16 protein-coding genes are annotated in these 19,394 nt (G+C 46.6%); 4 read left to right on the forward strand and 12 right to left on the reverse strand.

What is annotated here, in order from left to right:
• Positions 1–47: 47 nt before the first annotated feature.
• Positions 48–593 (reverse strand): hydrolase, encoded by a 546-nt coding sequence (locus NEJAP_RS18245; RefSeq protein WP_201348521.1) that lies wholly within the window; start codon positions 591–593, stop codon positions 48–50.
• Between the two features lies 1 nt (position 594).
• The gene (locus NEJAP_RS18250; RefSeq protein ID WP_201348522.1) at positions 595–1,035 is read right to left on the reverse strand and encodes a MaoC family dehydratase; all 441 of its coding nucleotides are present in this window, start codon (positions 1,033–1,035) and stop codon (positions 595–597) included.
• 157 nt (positions 1,036–1,192) lie between these two features.
• On the opposite strand from NEJAP_RS18250, the gene NEJAP_RS18255 reads away from it, so the two are divergent.
• The 3 genes from NEJAP_RS18255 to NEJAP_RS18265 all read left to right on the forward strand — a co-directional run bounded on the left by NEJAP_RS18255 (position 1,193) and on the right by NEJAP_RS18265 (position 5,464).
• Positions 1,193–2,566, forward strand: coding sequence for a malonyl-CoA decarboxylase (locus NEJAP_RS18255; protein ID WP_236590992.1), 1,374 nt, complete (start codon positions 1,193–1,195; stop codon positions 2,564–2,566).
• Between the two features lie 65 nt (positions 2,567–2,631).
• A complete protein-coding gene (phbB, locus tag NEJAP_RS18260; protein ID WP_201348523.1) occupies positions 2,632–3,375 on the forward strand; it encodes an acetoacetyl-CoA reductase in 744 nt (247 codons plus the stop codon).
• A gap of 181 nt (positions 3,376–3,556) precedes the next feature.
• The gene (locus NEJAP_RS18265; RefSeq protein ID WP_201348524.1) at positions 3,557–5,464 is read left to right on the forward strand and encodes an EAL domain-containing protein; all 1,908 of its coding nucleotides are present in this window, start codon (positions 3,557–3,559) and stop codon (positions 5,462–5,464) included.
• A gap of 5 nt (positions 5,465–5,469) precedes the next feature.
• Here NEJAP_RS18265 and NEJAP_RS18270 read toward each other — a convergent pair whose 3' ends face one another.
• A complete protein-coding gene (locus tag NEJAP_RS18270; RefSeq protein WP_236590993.1) occupies positions 5,470–7,797 on the reverse strand; it encodes a heavy metal translocating P-type ATPase in 2,328 nt (775 codons plus the stop codon).
• 119 nt (positions 7,798–7,916) lie between these two features.
• Between NEJAP_RS18270 and cadR the strand changes: the two genes are divergently transcribed.
• Complete coding sequence (gene cadR / locus NEJAP_RS18275; RefSeq protein WP_201348526.1) at positions 7,917–8,387, forward strand: Cd(II)/Pb(II)-responsive transcriptional regulator; 471 nt, start codon at positions 7,917–7,919, stop codon at positions 8,385–8,387.
• Positions 8,388–8,407: 20 nt separating this feature from the next.
• Here the strand turns inward: cadR and NEJAP_RS18280 are convergent, their stop codons facing one another.
• The 9 genes from NEJAP_RS18280 to NEJAP_RS18320 form a co-directional block, all read right to left on the reverse strand.
• Entirely contained in the window at positions 8,408–10,153 is a 1,746-nt protein-coding gene (locus NEJAP_RS18280; protein ID WP_201348527.1) for a BatD family protein, read from the reverse strand.
• Positions 10,147–12,099 carry a VWA domain-containing protein gene (locus tag NEJAP_RS18285; RefSeq protein ID WP_201348528.1) on the reverse strand — a complete coding sequence of 651 codons (1,953 nt, stop codon included), beginning with the start codon at positions 12,097–12,099 and terminating at the stop codon, positions 10,147–10,149. Before NEJAP_RS18285 ends, NEJAP_RS18280 begins: the two co-directional genes overlap by 7 nt.
• Position 12,100: 1 nt before the next feature.
• Positions 12,101–13,087, reverse strand: coding sequence for a vWA domain-containing protein (locus tag NEJAP_RS18290; RefSeq protein ID WP_201348529.1), 987 nt, complete (start codon positions 13,085–13,087; stop codon positions 12,101–12,103).
• Positions 13,080–13,559, reverse strand: a complete 480-nt coding sequence (locus NEJAP_RS18295; RefSeq protein WP_201348530.1) for a DUF4381 domain-containing protein — start codon at positions 13,557–13,559, stop codon at positions 13,080–13,082. Before NEJAP_RS18295 ends, NEJAP_RS18290 begins: the two co-directional genes overlap by 8 nt.
• Positions 13,559–14,494, reverse strand: coding sequence for a DUF58 domain-containing protein (locus NEJAP_RS18300; RefSeq protein ID WP_201348531.1), 936 nt, complete (start codon positions 14,492–14,494; stop codon positions 13,559–13,561). The genes NEJAP_RS18295 and NEJAP_RS18300 overlap by 1 nt, the downstream gene beginning before the upstream one ends.
• A gap of 15 nt (positions 14,495–14,509) precedes the next feature.
• Positions 14,510–15,544, reverse strand: a complete 1,035-nt coding sequence (locus tag NEJAP_RS18305; RefSeq protein WP_201348532.1) for an AAA family ATPase — start codon at positions 15,542–15,544, stop codon at positions 14,510–14,512.
• 172 nt (positions 15,545–15,716) lie between these two features.
• Positions 15,717–16,319, reverse strand: a complete 603-nt coding sequence (rrtA, locus tag NEJAP_RS18310) for a rhombosortase (protein WP_201348533.1) — start codon at positions 16,317–16,319, stop codon at positions 15,717–15,719.
• Positions 16,319–18,370 carry a VIT and vWA domain-containing protein gene (locus NEJAP_RS18315; RefSeq protein WP_201348534.1) on the reverse strand — a complete coding sequence of 684 codons (2,052 nt, stop codon included), beginning with the start codon at positions 18,368–18,370 and terminating at the stop codon, positions 16,319–16,321. The genes rrtA and NEJAP_RS18315 overlap by 1 nt, the downstream gene beginning before the upstream one ends.
• Positions 18,371–18,514: 144 nt before the next feature.
• Complete coding sequence (locus tag NEJAP_RS18320; protein WP_201348535.1) at positions 18,515–19,267, reverse strand: helix-turn-helix domain-containing protein; 753 nt, start codon at positions 19,265–19,267, stop codon at positions 18,515–18,517.
• Positions 19,268–19,394 lie beyond the last annotated feature (127 nt).

The following is a 19,394-nucleotide window of genomic DNA, read 5'->3' on the forward strand; positions in this document are numbered from 1 at the left end:
CTACTCTCCTTGCGGCATAACACCGCTTTACGTATCACTGTGCTGACTTAGCGAAGGAATTTTTTGCTAAATAATTTAAACCCTTCGGCATCCGAACGGCGCAGCCACTCAAAACCTACCATTTCGCGCGTGATGATTTTGATACCTTCTTCACGCATACGAGCAATCGCAAATTCGGTATCTTTAGGGTTACGAGCAGAAATAGCATCAGCCACCACAAAGACCTGTTTGCCCATCGCCTTAAAGCTCATCGCGCTTTGCAGTACGCAGGCATGCGCCTCCATTCCACAGATCACAACCTGATCCTGTGTGATAGTCTTTAGCTTGTCTTGAAATTGCGGTGCATCAACACAAGAGAAAAAAGTTTTACCTGTAAACTCACCTTCACCAACACGTTCACGCAAACCATCTGCCGTAGGGCCTACGCCTTCTGGGTATTGCTCTGTTCCAAAAACAGGAATGCTCAACTCTTGGGCGAGCTCCACTAATGAGTCGCAATACGCCACCAGCTTCTCGCTTTCGTGGATGCCGGGTAACAAGCGCGCTTGTACATCAATCACCATCAAGCACGAATTATCTTTTTGTAACATCATGTTATTTATCCTCAACTGGACGACGGTCTACCATATTAGTTGCGACACCTTCAGCCACTATTTTTCCTTTTACAGTACACACCGTTTTGAGCGTTACACGACGGCGCTGCTCATTAATCTCCATCACAGTAGCGGTCGCTGTCACCGTATCACCAATGTACACCGGTGCTTTGAAGCTAAGCTGTTGATCAATATAAATAGCGCCCGGCCCTGGCATGCGTGTACCCAAAACAGCTGAAATTAATGCAGCGCTAAACATGCCATGCACGATGCGATCTTTGAACATAGTTTGTGCTGCATATTCAGCATTGATATGAACCGGGTTGTCGTCGCCAGAAATACCAGCAAACAACACCACATCGGCTTCGGTGATCGTTTTAGCATAATTTGCCGTCTGGCCTACTTCTAAATCTTCAAGATAAAAACCGTGTAGTTCCTGCATAAATCCCCCAAATCTGTCATGTTTTAAGTGTTGATGATTATTAAACTAATGGTTTTCACTTAAAAAACCAAGTATTAACCCTTGGTTTTTATTTTATTTTGTTAGCGTGTTTATAGCAAGCACGTAAACCCCTTTCCATAAAACGAGGTAAGGCATAGTGGCTACATCAAACAACAGCTTCTTAGAGCGCACATTTAGTCATATACGTCTGGCTTGGCGCGAAGCAACTGATAACCGCGCTACGCTAGAGCGATTAAACTTATCTCCTGAACTAAGCAATGATGATGAAGCAATCCTCCGAACATGGATTGATCACTGCCTGGCGGACAAGGGCGGAGAAATAGCGTCACGCGCTCGCGCCGCCACTTTGGGACAAAGCTATTTAGAGTTGGACCCTATCGGGCAGCAACGATTCCTGTCTATTTTAGCAATGCACTACGATACCAATCGTGTGGATGTAGAGCAGTATATAGAGCGCTGGCAAGAAGCCAGCGACGACTCACGTGCAGAAGCCGCACGTCAATTGAGAAATGTACTTGAACCCCCAAGAATGAAGCTGTTGACGCTTTTCAATGAGTTACCAGAAGGCATCAAATTTCTGGTTGATATGCGCGCACAGATTCTTTCTTTACAAAAACAGCACCCCGAATTAAAGCCATTGGAAGCAGACCTTAAACGATTGCTGATTAGCTGGTTTGATATTGGGCTATTACAGTTGGAGCAAATCAATTGGCATTCCAGTGCAGAACTATTAGAAAAGCTGATTGCCTACGAAGCCGTACATGCCATTACCAGTTGGGATGACCTAAAAAATCGCCTAGATTCAGACAGACGCTGCTTCGCATTTTTCCATCCCAACATGCCAAACGAGCCTCTTATTTTTGTTGAAGTCGCACTCGTAAAAGGGTTGGCTGATAATGTCCAAACCTTGTTAGATGAATCAGCACCCGTCGGCGATATTGAGCAAGCCGACACGGCTATTTTTTATTCCATATCCAATGCACAGCAAGGGTTAGCAGGCATCAGTTTTGGTAACTTTTTAATTAAGCGAGTCGTGAAAGAACTACAACATGAGTTTCCTCACTTGAAGCAGTTTTCCACACTTTCGCCCATACCTGGCCTTACTCGCTGGATTCATAAACAACCCGCAGAAGAACTAGAACAATTACCCGGCGGAAAAGCCCTACTACCCCACATACAAGATCAAGCGCTTACACTGACAACGGAGCAGCTTGCAGAACCACAACTTAAAGCACCACTGATCAAATTAGCCACTTATTACCTTGCTAAAGCAGAACGTGTTGGTGGTACGGCGGCGGACTCTGTTACGCACTTCCATCTCAGTAATGGCGCGCAAATAGCCCAACTAAACTGGATGGCAGACACCTCAGTGAATGGTCTAAATCAAGCCGCAGGGTTTATGGTGAACTACCTATATGACCTGCCAAACATTGAAAAGCGCAGCCAAGCTTACCTGAGCCAAAATAAGCGAAGCCTCTCCTCTTCAATTAAATCGCTTCTGAGCAGCTAACTCTCAATCTCAAATTTAGTTAAAAACTTAATTAATCATCTATTAAAAAGAATAAGGATAAGAAAATGACGCAACGAATAGCCATAGTGACAGGTGCAAACGGCGGCCTAGGTGAATCAATGTGTAAAGCCCTTGCAGAGCAAGGCCGCAAGGTTGTGGGTACATTCGCACCTGGGCATGCTGCTGCCGCTGCTAGCTGGCAAGAAGAGATGAAACTGCAAGGTTTTGATATCACGATGAAGGCAGTAGATGTATCAGACTTCAACGACTGTAAACGCTTACTAGAAGAAGTAGAAAGTTCAGAAGGTAGCGTAGATATTCTGGTCAACAATGCCGGTATTACACGTGATGCGCCTCTGAAAAAGATGCAGCCGGAGCAGTGGCAAGCTGTTATAGGCACGAACCTAAACTCTATGTTTAATATGAGCCAGCCAATCTTTGAAGCGATGTGTAATCGCGGCTGGGGGCGTATCGTTAATATCTCTTCACTCAATGGCGAAAAAGGTCAGTTTGGACAAGCTAATTACTCGGCAGCAAAAGCCGGCATATATGGCTTTACTAAAGCAATTGCTCAGGAAGGTGCGAAAAAAGGCGTGACAGTGAACTCGGTTTCACCTGGTTACATTGATACACCGATGGTACGCCAAGTGCCTGAAAACGTATTAAACAGCATTGTTGGTGGTATTCCTATTGGACGCTTGGGTCAGCCAGAAGAGATTGCTCGTGCAGTGTCTTTTTTAACAGCAGATGATGCTGGTTTTATTACCGGCACCAACATTTCAGTAAACGGCGGCCAATATATGGCTTAGCTCTCTTTAAGCCTTTTGAGCCCCAAATATCAGGGCTGCAAGCTTTTGTAGCCCTTTATTATTTCGACAATTCAAACACTACGCCTATTATTTGATAGCCTATTAAATCAAACGGTAACTGGATAAACCGAAAATCCAACCTATTATAAGACTATTGGTTATTTTTCTAGATTAGGTACAAATGAACGATGCTATAAACATTCATACTATTGCCATTCCAGATGATGTTATTGATGGCTGGCAGCAATCTGTTGACCTAATCGCAAGTATTTGTGAAATTCCTGCGTCATTAATCATGCGAGTGCATACTCAAAATATTGAAGTATTTGTCAGTAGTCAAAGCGCCAGCAATCCTTACCCTACTGGCTATAAAGAAGCATTAGGGAAAGGTGTATATTGTGAAACCGTTATTAAGCAACGTGCAGAACTATTAGTACCCAACGCCTTAGTTGACCCTGTATGGGACCATAACACAGATGCAAAAGCAGGTATGATTTCTTATTGTGGGCTCCCTCTGAACTGGCCCACTGGAGAGGCCTTCGGCACAATATGTATCTTAGATAACAAAGCAAATCATTATAACGAGCAAAACCGCCAATTATTGTACCGTTTCCAAAAGTCTGTAGAAGCCAGCCTCACTATTTTATATCAGAAGTTCAAACTACAGGATGCAAATGAGCACTTAGAGCAACGTGTTCACCAGCGTACCAGCGAATTAGAAACACTCTACCACCGTCTATCCCAAGAGATAGATGAGCGACACTCTGCAGAAAAAACCATCTACCAACAAAACCACTACGATACTCTCACAGGCTTGCCTAACAGAAAGTTGCTACAAGAAAAGTTAAACACGTTGGAAAACGTATCATTAGCCCCTCTTTCAGCAGCCGTCTTGCACGTCGGTATTAATAATATGAAAGTGATTAATGATAACTTCGGATATAAAGCCGGAGATAATGTCATTCATACAATCGCGAATCAACTCAAACAACACATTCCGGCTACAGCATTTTTAGCACACCTGAGTGGCGATCAATTTATTATTCTTCACACAACCGCTGAGCACAGCATTGCTGAGGAATCTGCTCAACTAGCAAACAAGCTTTGCCAACTCTTCAGTTTTAGCAGGCCGGTTGTCACTCAAGAACAGGCTATCCCATTATCTGTTAGCATCGGCATTGCCTTATATCCTGACGACGCATTGGATATGGATGAACTCTTACGCAAATCCAGCGCGGCACGAACAAGCAAACAAAGCGCAGCAGATAATCAATACCAGTTTTTCAATTTGAGTATGCAATCCCAGCTCAGCACTCGTCTACAAATAGAATCCCAACTCTCTAATGCATTAAACAACAACGAATTAGTATTACACTACCAACCGTTTATTTGCACACAATCAGGTAAAGTGATCGGTGCAGAGGCGTTACTACGTTGGAATAACTCGATACTAGGTAATGTTCCACCTGATAGCTTCATTCCTATTGCGGAACAAAGCGGCCTGATCCTAAGCATAGGGAACTTCGTACTTCGTTCAGCAATAAAGCAAACCGCCCATTGGTGTAAAGCCCATCAAGTTGACGCATATGTTGCCGTCAATATTTCCCCAGTACAGTTCAGGGATGAGCAACTGGCCTCTCATATTCTTGAGCTGCTTGAATTTTACGAGCTACCACCTCATTGCCTAGAAGTTGAAATAACTGAAGGCGTTCTTTTACAAGATGAGGCACAAGCACTGGAAATTCTTAATATTTTAGCCAAGTCCGGTGTACGCATTTCACTTGATGATTTTGGGACGGGCTACTCGTCACTGAGCTACTTACAAAAATTCCCATTTGATACCATAAAGATTGACCGCAGCTTCATATCAAGTCTCGCAGAATCTAGCCGTAACCAAGACTTAGTATCAGCCATCATCTCTATGGCTCGCAACCTGAAGCTACATGTCGTTGCTGAAGGCATTGAAACCATCGAACAGTCAGACTTTATTACACATGCACAATGCGAAATTGGCCAAGGCTATCTATATGGTAAACCCGACCTACCCGAGGTTTTTCTACAACAGATACTTAAACAAACCAAGCACTAACCCCGTTACTTTCTCAGTAGCCTCAAGCCATTACCAACCACCAATAAACTAGCCCCCATATCAGCAAAAACAGCCATCCACATAGTGCCCATGCCCATCAGAGTTAACACCATAAACACCGCTTTAATGCCTAACGCTAGCGAGATATTCTGAATCAATATGGTACGCGTATCGCGTGATAAGCGTATGAATGAAGGCACTTTACGCAGGTCATCACCCATCAAGGCAACATCGGCCGTTTCAATAGCGGTATCGGTTCCCATCGCTCCCATAGCAAAGCCGATATGCGCACGCGCCAGTGCCGGAGTGTCATTAATCCCATCACCAACCATGCCCACTAAACCCTCAGCTTCCATTGCTTGAATAGCGCTCAGTTTATCCTCTGGTAGTTGGTTACCCCGTGCTTCATCAATACCGACCTGGCCAGCAATAGCCGTTGCAGTGTGTTGGTTATCACCCGTGAGCATCACGGTTTTGATTCCTAATTTCTGCAACTCGACAATCGCTTTGCGGCTGCTCTCTTTTACCGTATCAGCAACGGCGAAAAGTGCTAATACTTGCTGACGGCCCGCCAGCATCACAACGCTTTTCCCTTGCTGCTCCAAACGATCTAAACGCATTTCCAGTTCAGGGGTACATACACCGAGTTCTTCTATCAAGCGATGATTACCTAAGAAATATACTTTGTCGTCTATTTCTCCTTTTACACCACGCCCTGCCAAGGCTTCAAACTTATCCACACGGGCGTGATCCACATTAATACCCTCACCTTCCGCCGCCTTAGCTATCGCAAGTGATACTGGGTGATCAGAACGCACCGCTAAACTCACGGCCAAACGGCGGCATTCTTTCGCAACGTCAGTACTTGCGTCATCTCGGCCTGTAAGCAGCACTTCAAACTCTGTTTGCACTGGCTTACCATGCGTAATCGTGCCGGTTTTATCTAGGGCTAAATATTTCAGCTGATGGCCGCTTTCCAGGTAAACACCACCCTTGATCAGAATCCCGCGCCGTGCGGCAGCAGCTAAACCGCTAACAATCGTCACTGGAGTCGATATCACTAATGCGCATGGGCAAGCGATCACCAACAAGACCAGCGCTTTATAAACCCAATCAAACCAGCTAGCGCCCATCAATAGAGGAGGCAACACCGCCACACCTAACGAGATAACAAAAACAATAGGGGTATATAAGCGTGCGAATTGATCAACAAAACGTTGCGTAGGTGCTTTTGTTCCCTGCGCTTCTTCTACGGCATGAATAATACGCGCCAAGGTGGTGTTATTTGCTGCAGCGGTAACCCTGTACTCAAAAGCACTCGCTTCGTTAATAGTGCCAGCAAAAACCTTATCGCCTTCTGCCTTATCCACAGGCAAGCTTTCGCCCGTAATAGGTGCTTGGTTTATCGTGGAACGGCCATACACTATCAGCCCATCTAAACCAATTCGCTCGCCAGGTTTAATACGAACAATACTGCCAACAACAACAGATTTAGCATCCACCAACTGCCATGAACCATCCTCTTGTAAAACAGTCGCATTATCGGGTGTGAGCTGCATTAACCCAGAGATTGCATTGCGCGCTCTATCTAATGACTTTACTTCGATCAGCTCTGCCACAGTAAACAGCACCATCACCATGGCAGCTTCTGGCCACTGGCCTAAAATAAACGCGCCCGTGACTGCAATACTCATTAGCGCATTCATATTAAGGTCGGCATGACGAATCGCCACCCAGCCTTTTTTATACGTTGTTAAGCCGCTACAGCCCACTGCGACCAACGCCAGCACAGCAGCTAACCAGCTAGGTGCTGCCATCCAAGAAACAGCTTCAGCCGCTATTGCCGCCACACCTGCCACAACGAGGGGCCACCATGTTTTTTTTTGTTCGCTCACATCGGCGAGCTGGCCTTGTGCATCTGGTACTTCAGGCTCAAAACCGAGGGAACGAACCGCATCGAGCACACTTTTCAATGAGTCCGTGGTGTGCACTACGGTGAGGATACGTTGCATCAAGTTAAACTCCATGCTGATCACACTTGGCATGCCCCCCAGTTTTTTACGAATCATTGCTTCTTCGGTTGGGCAGTCCATCTGCATAATACGTATCGGCGTACGCAAACCCTCTGCAACCACTTGCGACTGACCTAAGGAAGAAGTGTTAAGCGACTCTAATAAAGGCTCAGGAATACAACAACTAGCCCCTTGGGTATCTGGCTCTTTATTTTCGAGGGCAGAGCTGCTTTCATGCGCGGAGCTGCAGCAAGCGCCTACGCGCTCTACTGCATTACTCTTCGTGCGATCACTCACCCTACTATCAATCGAGTCACTCATAGCATCGCCCTTCATATTAGTTATCACCTGCATTGTGTCGTATGCTTAGTATTAAACACCCTGAAGTTGCTTTAGGGTCAAGCGGCTCATGATTAGAAAAGCATCAATTCGGGGGAGGTATGAAAATAGGTGAACTAGCCAAACAAGTTGGCGTTACGGTAGAAACTATACGCTACTATGAAAATGAAGGCCTATTGCCTCCGGCTCTGCGCAATCCTGCTAATAACTATCGTCGTTATGATAAGGGCCATTTAGAACGTTTAATTTTTATTCGCCGTTGCAGAACGCTGGCGATGACCCACAGCGAGATAAAAGTACTGCTACAAGCGCGCATTCAACCCGATAACAGTTGCGAAACTATCAACGAATTAATTGATGAGCATATACATCATGTACAAGCCAGAATAGCGGAGTTAACAATACTGGAAACACAGCTTATTGAACTGCGCAACCAATGCCACGCAGCTCTGACTACACGTGATTGCGGAATTTTGCGTGAACTCGATCACCCTACGGATGAGTTGACTGAGGCTCCTTTAGTGCAGAGCCATGTTGCTGGCAGCCAATGTAAAACACATCAATCTAAATAATCACCTAGCTTCCCTCTCCTTTAAGAAAGGTACAAAGGAGATAGCTTTTCTGTATTTTTCTTTGTACTTTTTTGGGGGACAGAAAACGCCTGAATAGCTTTATATAACTCAGCACCCTGCCATTTCAGAGCAAATTGGCTATTAGCATTCTGGCTGTAACTGTTTTGCTGCAAATCACGAATAGCCGCTTGTAACTCAGGGCTTACTCGCACAGACAACTGATTTAAATTACTGCATTCTGACCATATACTCTGGCCCCACTGAATCAGAGCCAAACGCGCTTGCGTTACATCATTACTGGAGCATGCTTGCTTAAGTGCCGTTAAAGAAGGCTGCGGGAGCAGCGTATCGACTTCAATCGTTTTGACTTGTGATTTTCTGCTTTTCTGCCAAAAAATCATAACCAATATCGTTATCACACTACCTGCAATAAGACCTAAAAGCACAGCCAACCATGGGGTTAAGCTGTCATTATACGCAGTATCAACAGTACTCTGTGGCATTGCAGGTTTGGCTAATGGCGGTGAAGTAACCGCAGCCTGATTTAACGCTAGAGCTTGCACCGAAGCCGCCTGAGTTGATAGTGATGGCGTTACGGCTTGCGCTTTCCCAGGGGAAATATCTACGGTTCTTGCCGCCAGTACTGCCGTTTGTTCACTATCACTTTTGACATCCCACCAAGGCAGAGTAATCGCAGGTAAGATCAGTGCTCCTGATTTTTCAGGGATAAGCGTGACTTCTAGCGTTAAAACTGATGTTAATCGATCATTTTCATACTGCTGAGCCACCTCTGGATTAGCTGCATATTGTTTTATTCCATTGATTTCAGGCAAAGGCAATTCTGAAATATGGTTTCGGCTAAGCCCTTCTGCTTCCAACCTAATGGTACGTGTTACCGGCTCCCCTACTGTGAACTCCTCACTACTCCACTCATCGCTTAAGACAATATTTTCAGCAGGCAGCCAAACTTGGCCACTAAAGCTACTAGGAATAGGAGCAACATCTAATTGATAGCCTTGTGCTGATACCTGAATTCTACGCATGGCGGCGGGGTCTGAAAAAGCACCCCCAAATGGGTTGCGCGTTAAGCGCCCGGTCTGTATTTGCCCAATGACTTGGGCAGGCGCTATCTCTAGCGAGCCACTTTGCTCTGGCGTAATGAGCCACGTTTGTTCAACAACGGTAACCTGTCGGCCTTTAAGCGCCTGCTGGTACTGACGCTGCTCACCTAATGGTTCGATAAGCGCCTTGCCCTTTTGGATGCTCGGGCCTTGCAAAGATGCGTTGAAAATTTGCCGCCCCACCAACAAACTTGACTGGTAAATAAGCGGCTGCTGCACTCTAGGCTGCTCACTCGACAATGTTGATAACATCTCGATACCGCCATCCGCAGCGGTTGGCTGCTGCACGGTCGTAACGCGCAATGCATGCGAGCTGGTTTGATCACCATCAGCACTTAACGAGGGAATTTGTAAGTCGCCACTACGTTTGGGCAACAGCGTTAGGATAAGTTCAGAAGAGCTTTCGTACGAGCCATTACGAATAATTCTCTTCGATTGCTGGCTTCGCCCTAACACTTCAAAGTCTTTTTCTAGTGGCTTTAAGTCAATCTGGTCAGCGTCGATATCTTCAAGATCAATACTCAAGCGAATACTCTCGCCTTGCTCAATCATGCTGCGATTAATACTACTTTTAACCGCCGCCTGAAGATTAACGCTGGCACATAATAAGACAACAACTAGCCATACACGGCGAACACTTACCATGTTTTTTCTTCTCCCAAATGTTGTTCTGCCTGCTGACGATATTGGTACATAAACTTACGTCGCCACAAACCAGCAGGGTCATCAACTATTCGGTTAAGGAGCTGCTGTCGTGCTTGTTCAGATTCACTGATAGGTTCAGCAGATTGTGCTTGAGCATTGCCGGACGCCGCTTGGCCATCATATGGCCCAACCTTATCCATCTGTTGCTTAAGATAATCGGCCGCACGCTGCTGTTCTTCAGCTTTCGCCGCTTCAGCATCTTGGGCTTGCTCTGTAGTCTGATCTGACGTTTCACTCGGTGAATCCTTTTGGGCCGATTCACTTTGTTGTGGCGTTTCGGCCGAAGCGTTTTTTTCATCTTGATCGCCCTGCGAAGAATTATCCGCTGATGAGTTTTTTTGGCCTTGCTGATCTTGCTGATCAGATGGCCCTTGTTGCTGAGAGCTATTTTGCTGCTTTTTTTGTTCGCTGTCTTGCTCTGAATTACTTTTTGAACCTTGTTTGCTCTGCTTCTTGTCTTGTTCTTTTTGCTGCTGCTTTTGTTTTTCTAACAATTGCTTATTAAACGTCGCATTTTCGTGTTTAGGATCCCTCTGCAACGTTTGCTCGTAAGCAGCAATGGCTTCATCTAATCGTTGTTGTTGTGCCAGTATATTGCCACGATTATACCAATCAGCTGCCGTCTCTGGTTCAGGAAGGCTTTCTATAGCCGCGGCATAATCTTGTGTTTCATATTGTGCTATTTGCTTCCAGCGTGCATCACTGAATGCTTGTGCCGCCGCCGCTTTATCACCAGCTTGATACTGCTGTGCTGCCTGTTGATCGGCGGTTTTCCATAAATCCTGCCATATACTCGACGCTGCACCTTCCTTAACGTCAAGCTCACTTCCCGCCTCCGCATTAGGCGCAATGCCTAACCCACCTAAGCTTAAGGCACTAAAACATAAAGCGGGCAACAAGATGCTCGCAACACCTCGCCTAAAAAGAGGTAACAGTAAAGGCAAAGCTAACAACACAAACCAAGGACCTTCTGCAACCCAACGCTCAACCTCATTGCCCTGTTTTACCTCTTCGCGCTGACCAGTACTAAATGTAGCAATTAAGGTGCTCAGATCTGACTCATCCGCGACTAACTGCACGGCAGAACCGCCCCCTAAACTCGCGGCTTCACGCATCTGCTGCATATCGGTGCGTGCCAAAATCACTTGCCCTTGTTGATCTTTCATTGGTCCAAACTGTGTGGGTACCGGGGCTCCCTGCGCTGTTCCAACCGCTAAAATAGAGACGCTACGCCCTTGTTGAGCCAAACGGCTAGCAGCAGCGGCAATTTGGGCGGGGCTCACTTCATCACTGACTAATAAAACCGTCCCTCCCCTGACACCTGCTTGTGCCAGTATATCGCCCGCTTTTACCAATGCACGGTCTGCACGGCTACCCTGTGCAGGCATAATTTCAGGCGTCATCACGGGTAGTTGCGCTAAAATGGTACCGGTATCTTCAGTGAGCGGCGTTACTACAAAGGCATCGCCTGCATATACCAGCAGCGCTACTTGACTGTCGGGAAGGCGCCCCAACAGATCTTCAATTTTAAAATGCGCCCGTTGTAAACGGCTCGGCTTAATATCTGTCGCATTCATTGAAGCCGACAGATCTAGCGCGATGACAACAGCACCTCCTTGCTTAAATGCAGGCACAGGCTGTTGCTTCCATACAGGCTGTGCAGCAGCAACCGACAAGAGTACAGCGACCAATACGGCTAGAGCCGGGGCACTGCTTGATCTTGCTTGCCCCTCTTTCACTAACAAGGGCAGTAGCGCCGGATCACACACTTCAGACCAATACTGTGATGTGTTTCTTTTATGGCGTAACCAACCATAACCCAACACAGCGAATAGAGGTAAAAGTAGCAACCAAAAGGGCTGTTGAAAATGAAACGCGGCCAACATCTTAGACCCTCCTCTTCTGCCATAAAGCCGTTATGCACAGCAAGAAAACACCCGCTAACAACGGCCATTGATAAAGCGATACGACAGGGCGATAAAAGTCTTCATCTTGACCGATGGGCTCCAATTCATTGAGTAATGTGTAGATCTCAGATAGCTGTGCTAAATCTCTAGCGCGAAAATACTGCCCACCCGTTTTAGCGGCAATATTCTTTAAAGCCACTTCATCTATCTGAGAAGTACCGCCGCCAAAAAACCGGCTAATTAGCCCACGCTGGCTGCGGTCTCGGCCAATACCTATCGTGTATATCTTTAACCCTTCCACAGCGGCGAGTTCAGCCGCTTTGTCAGGCTCAATAGCACCAGCAGTATTCGTCCCATCGGTAATTAACACCAGTACACGCTGCTCGTTTTGCATCTCTTTAAAGCGCTTTACTGCTAAACCAATGGCATCACCGATAGCCGTTGTCTTACCGGCTAAACCTACCTGCGCCTCATCTAACAGTTGCTTTACTGTTTGACGGTCATGCGTCAGTGGTGCCTGCAAATAAGCTTGCTCACCAAACAGAATAAGACCGATTCGATCTCCCTCACGGCGCTCAATAAAATCACCGGCAACGACCTTAGTGGCTATTAAGCGGTTGATTAGGCGGTTACCTAACTCAAAGTCTTCCTCTAGCATGCTTTCTGATAGGTCGATGGCTAGCATCATATCGCGCCCTTCACGCTGCTGAGGAACAGGCTCACCCAGCCATTGCGGGCGCGCGGCAGATACCAGCAACAAACACCATGCAAGATACACCAACAGAAGTATCCATAAACGGCTGCGGCGCTTATCCACAACTGAAGCGCCAACGGCTTGTTCCATTGCTTCAAGAAAAGGCACTTGCAGTGCACTCTGTTGTGACTGCGTAACAGCAGGTGAGAAACGCCAAACAAACCAAGGTAAAGGTAATAAAATCAGTAACCATGGCCAAGCAAGATCAAGCATTATTGCGGCCTCCCTTACCTGCTGTTTTTAACCATTGGCGACAACTTTTAAGTAGGGCAGCGCTATCGTATTCAACGTTTTGTTGATAAGCGCCATTCTTAAGGCATTGCAATGCTTCTGCCTCACAGCCTTTGCTGCTACTTAGTAGGAACGCTATCCATGCCTCCCCTGACAACGAGGCAACATCATGGCGTGGATAGAGCGTCAGCGCTGTGCGCTTAAGTAGTTGATTGCAATGCGTGAGCAGTGCAGCTTGGCCACCTGACTGCTGACTGCTCTCAGGAGAATAACAGGCTTGAAGATTCTTCAGCTCTGCCAATGCATAACGGCGCGGGTCTGCCCAACGACGGCGTAACCACCAAAGCAAAGCAAACACACTTGCAATGATTAACACCAACAACAGCCACCAGCCAAGCGCCAGCGGCCACCAGCTAATAGGGTCGGGTAGCTGCATCGGACGAAGCTGCTCCATTAAACCGTCTCCTTCATAAGCGGTGATCGAAATAAGGGGTGCTGATTGGTTTGCCAATGTGCGAACTCCACACCGCGTAGATTACGCAAACGTTCGAGCAGCTGAATACGTGCATGGAACTGTTGATGATAGCGCTGCTGTTGCTGCTGATCAGCATCAACCAACAGTTCTCGGCCACTGCCTAAAAACCGATAGCGCCGACCGTGGGGAAGCTTTTCTTCCAAGGGATCTGAGATCAACACCAGCTTTAATTCACAACGCTGCGCCAAGCGCATCAAGTGCTGCTGCACACTGTCATCGACATCGTGAAAATCACTGAAAATATATAACAGGGTGCCACTCGTGATAGTGTGCTCAGCCGTTGCTAGTACATCCGACAAGCTCAACGGTGTTGTTACTCCCTGCACGTCAACCGCCGCATTGCTCTCTTGAGCAAGTGCCGCCATCATCGCCATCACTTGCTGGCGATTACTACTGGGCCGAAACAACTGCTCACCTTTTGTACCTAAAATCTGTCCACCAATACGGTCGCCATTTGCAAGCGTTGTCCAGATGGTCATAGCCGCGGCATAACACGCCAACACCGACTTATAATGCCCTTGCGTCGCAAAAGACATAGGTGAGCGCAGGTCTGCCAACACAAAAACGGGACGCTCACGCTCTTCTCGGTACAACTTAGTATGCGCTTCACCAGTGCGCGCCATTAAGCGCCAATCCAGATGACGAATATCATCACCCGGTTGATACTCGCGCACATCATCGTATTCCATCCCACGACCACGAATATGGCTAAGGTGATGGCCCTCACGAATCGCCATTCTTTGACGGCTAGGACTACGAGCAGGCGGCCAGTGACGCAAACTGAGCAACTCATCGAGTGAAATACAATGGCGCTGTTGCGGCACTGGACGCGGGCTATTATCACCGAGAAACATACTAATTTCTCCGTTTTAAGGCACGGCCACGCGAGCAATTAACTTAGCGATTAACTGGTCTTTATCCAGACCATTCGCTTCAGCGATATAACTTAAGCCAATGCGGTGGCGCAACACGCTCGGCAGTATCTCTTGGATATCATCCGGTGTAACAAAATCACGCCCTTGCAGCCATGCCTTAGCTCGTACCGCACGGTCCAATGCAATAGTGGCACGCGGGCTGGCCCCAAATGTGAGGCTATCTTTAAGATCCTCACCATAAGCACCAATATTACGCGTAGCCATGACTAGCGCGACTAAATAGTCTTCTAAACTGTCAGCCAAAAAGACATTCATTACCTCTCGCTGTGCTTCTAGTAATGCCGTTTCAGTCAACACAACACTGGCTGAAGACTCTGCTTTTAGCGTCTCTTGAGTGTGCTCATTACGCACTAACTTTAAAATTAATTTTTCTTGCTCATGCTGCGGATAATCGACACGCACATGTAGCATAAACCGGTCTAGCTGCGCCTCTGGCAGAGGATAGGTTCCCTCTTGCTCAAGCGGGTTTTGCGTCGCCATGACCATAAAGGAACGCGGTAATGGATAGGTTGTACCAGCCACCGTGACTTGGCGCTCACCCATCGCTTCGAGCAAGGCAGACTGCACTTTAGCAGGAGCACGGTTAATCTCATCGGCCAATAACATATTGCAAAATAAAGGGCCGGGGCGGAACTGGAACTCGCCTTTTTGTGCGTTAAAGATTTCAGTGCCGGTGATATCGCTAGGCAGCAGGTCAGGCGTGAACTGCGCACGCTTAAACTCGCCTTCGAGCAGATCACTGAGTGCATGGATAGTACGCGTTTTCGCCAATCCTGGCGGGCCTTCCAGTAATACATGGCCATCGGTTAACAAAGCGATTAACAGATGTTCAATCAAGCTATCTTGGCCTACCACTTTTTCCTGCAGTGCCGTACGTAGCTCGCTTAAAGTAGCCTGATGTTCGCTTGTTGCACTTACCGTGCTCTCAGTACTTTCGCTGCTATCTGCAACCACAACCTCTGCAGTCATCGGTATCTCCCAGTGACATTGTTTATTTCAACTAAATTCGGTACATCACTCTACGTTCAACCCAATTTTTGTCGACGTAAAGCAAGTCATTATTAAATAGACATTCTATAGATGGCGGCGAGGTGAAAAAATTCAACGCTTGTGAGAAATTATTCAAAAGACCAGTACACACCTACCCATTCGGCTTAACTGCAATCGGCCTATTTTTTGGTAGATGAACCGACCATTTAGCGTGTACTGCCACACTGAATATACCCGCCATTACTCCTGCCCAATGTGCGGGTGCATACAAGGGCCAGCCTTGCTGTGCTAATAAAAGGTCAGCGTTGTTTTCTTCAATCACGAGTTTTAACCCGGCAATGAATAGTGGCAAAAAATGCAGTACGTCTCTCTGCTTATTGAAGTGAGCCAACAGCACCAGCGTTGCAGGAGCACAAAGAACACCCGACAAACCACAATAACGATCCAGTCCAAAGGGCGACATTAACAAGCAGCCCAACATGAATACTGCTATGCCAATAGACACTATCAATTTTTTACGATGCCAGCATTCCGCAATACCTGCGAACACCATAAACCCAAGTAAATCCCAGCCTAAATGCGCCTCGCTGCTATGAACCAGATGCCCCGTCAACAAGCGCCACCATTGCTGCTGCTCAACTATCAAAGCGCGGTCAAAATATAGCCATTGAAATAGCTCAGGTGACAAACCTAAGCCCAGAACCACTGCGCTAATAGCAACAGTGATCCAAGGCAGACTCCATTGATTATTCATCACTGCTTGTTTGCTGTAACAACAGGTTTCGCTTTAAAGCCGACCAGTAAGGATGGCAGCCCCAAAGCAAGGAGGATTAACAAGAGAGAGCCATCAATCGCACCACCACCGGTACTTGCACGAGATTGCTGGAACATAGGCTGACTGCTATCGGCTCGGTTGTCTTGTACATGCTCTCGCTGGCTGCGTTGCTGGCGAGCCTGCTGTTCTTTGCTAACGCGTTGTTTGTTCGTGCGTTTAATACCTAATTGCTCGAACACTTCCTCTTCTACCACCAATAGCGAGGTATAATCAGTAATCAAACCATACTGTACTGCTAAATCAGTCATTGCTTGCTCTGTGTCGGCATCAGCACCCAAGTAATCCATTTTTTGCTGTAGTGCTTCTATCTTGCTGTAAGCCCACAAACGCTCTAGTTCTGGGTTATCTTTTGACACATCTGCTAGCTCGACCTGCGTTTTATACACACGCTCTTGTGCACCCACTTTACCGCGCAGCACTACTTCGGCTTTCCCTGCTTCAAAATAGTGACCAAACAGCACCAATTGCTGCCCACGATAAACCGTATTGATCTGCTCTGGTGTTAGATCACTGACCCGCCCGCCTTGGATGCTGACTTCGATACCTCTCATCGAAGCATGATTAAGTTTGCTGGTTGCCAGCATCACTTGGCCGATAACATCATCCGCATTAGAAATACTTGCAGCAAAACCGTTCGATAACGCTGTCATCTCCTGCAACATCGGGCGGTTAGCGCTGTTTCCCATAATAAAAGTGAACAGCCGCACGTCGTTTTCTTGAACAAGCTTTAAAAAAGCTTTCTTTTCAGTGACGCCGACATTAGCCACACCGTCTGTTACCAACACAATAGCCGTGGACCTGTCATCATCTAGGCGCTTTAAGCCTTTTGCTAAGCCCGCATATAAGTTGGTTCCTCCTCCTGTTCCATTACTCTGTAGCTGATCAATATACCGCGTGACATTCTCGCTACTAATCTGTTGATAACCGCCGGTCATATCACGTGCTTTATCGTTAAATGTAATCAAACGAAAGCGGTCTTGTGGCGGTAGCTTTACAAGCGCTTGGCGCACACCTTCAAGAAGAGTGGCGTATTTGCCTTCCATAGACCCCGATACGTCCAGAATAAACGTCCAATCACGATGACCTTGTACGGGAGGAAGATCATCTCCGGGGGTTAAGGTAAGCATGAAGGTGCCTTGAACACTGTCAGGGTGGCGATAACTCACTAGATCAACCGCGCCAGGTAGCCCTTCTTCTAAACGCCAGTACACCAAAATATCACCGCTTAACGATGCAGCAGGCTGGTACGTACCACTGCCTTCATCTACCTCTGCTGAAGAAGAAAGATCCACCGTCCACTGTTGCGGTGATAACTGTGTAATGATGGCATTGGCATGTTTGGGCAGCCTAACGCCATCCAGTGGATAACTGGAACGAATATCCATATTAAAGCTGAAGCTTTCTTGCACAACCTCATTACGCGACCAAAAGCTGTTTGTTTGCTCATCAACACCGCCATCTTCTAAAGGGTAGAGGTAGCGGCCTGTATTCGTATCAAGGTGTGCAGCCTGTACATAGACTAATTTAATACGCACATCGGCATTGGCTTCAACGGGATAAATAAGACTATCAAACGTTCGGTAGCCGTCTTGCTCTGTTAACGCGACATGATTACCCGCTTGTTTTTGCTGTTGGTAAATCTTTTTGGCTTGTTGTTTAGCGACAACCTCCCCTATCACTGGCTTACCGTTTATCCAATAAATAAACTCACCTACGGCCGCTCGTTCGGGTACAGGGAAGGAGTATTTTGCTTCTAACTGCGTATTGCTCGGGTTATGAAATACCTGCTCAACGGTGGTTGTGACATAACCATCCTCCACCAGCACATTCACGTGGTGTTGTTGAATGCTCAAGTCTGGCAATGCACTATTAACCGGTTTCATTAACCCGGCCGCCTGCGCGCTGAGCGAAACCCCAGCACATAACAATATGCCCCCAATACATTGGCTAATCATCTGTTTCCACAACATAGCAACTCTCCTCTCATGATCCACTTCAGTGGCGATGGGAAAGCAGTGTTGTGATTTTTACAGCAAGAGAACAGCAGATGTACAAAAGTAGCGTATGCTGCAACCTTCGGTAACTTGGTGTTTACCTACAAGGCGCTTAGTTATTCATTTTTTAATATGCCCTTTAAACAAGCTAGGCTGCCATTGCCGCATTGCCACCACCATCATAGTGCCATGACGCTCTGCCATTTCTAGGGTGGCATCTTTACGGCTATGCTCAGTAAACTCATTTATTAATTTCTGCATCCGTTTTTGTAATTCAGCATTACTGTTATTTGCAATGAGGCCATTAGCAACGATTAACTTATCGGATGATTTTGCAAAAGAAGCTTGAAAAAATTCTTCTTTGATTCGGCTGTGAAAAAAGCTTTGAATAGGCCCGTTAGCAAGCCAATTGAAGTTTGGGGCTATACATAACTTAATACGGTTATTAGGCTGTAGTTCAATTATTTTCAGCCTATCTAGCATCGCTAACTTTTTGATGAGCGTTGTTTGCTCAAGCGTGTACTGATTAAGAATCTCGTGAAATTTATAGCCATTTACGCAACAGATAGCGACCAGCAACAACACCTGATCATCAACAATTTCCTGCTCTTGTTCACGGCTCAAACCCTGTAGCTGTTGCCGTTGATGCGCCATTAATTGAAATAGCTCACTGAGCTCGAGCCCAATACCATCACAAATTTTTTCCAGGCGCGGTAGCGATAAATCTCCTTCACGAAATAACCGTTTAATAGACGCTTCACTTAAGCCTAATAATAAAGCGATATCTTGATAAGTTTTACCACTGGCCTTAAGTTGGCGCTTAAGCGTAGCAATCAACGCATTGGTTTGCGGGCGGTGCTCTGCAGAAGTCATAATCCTAGCTCACAAGAAATTTTAGAATCGAACCAAAAACGCGACCATCTTTAAAAAGGATCATTATGTAATACTATTTGTTTGATATGCCGCGCCTTTTACCGATAGTATTTCATCTCTTGAGTAT

This window comes from Neptunomonas japonica JAMM 1380 (genome assembly GCF_016592555.1).
Taxonomy (GTDB): Bacteria; Pseudomonadota; Gammaproteobacteria; order Pseudomonadales; family Balneatricaceae; genus Neptunomonas; species Neptunomonas japonica_A.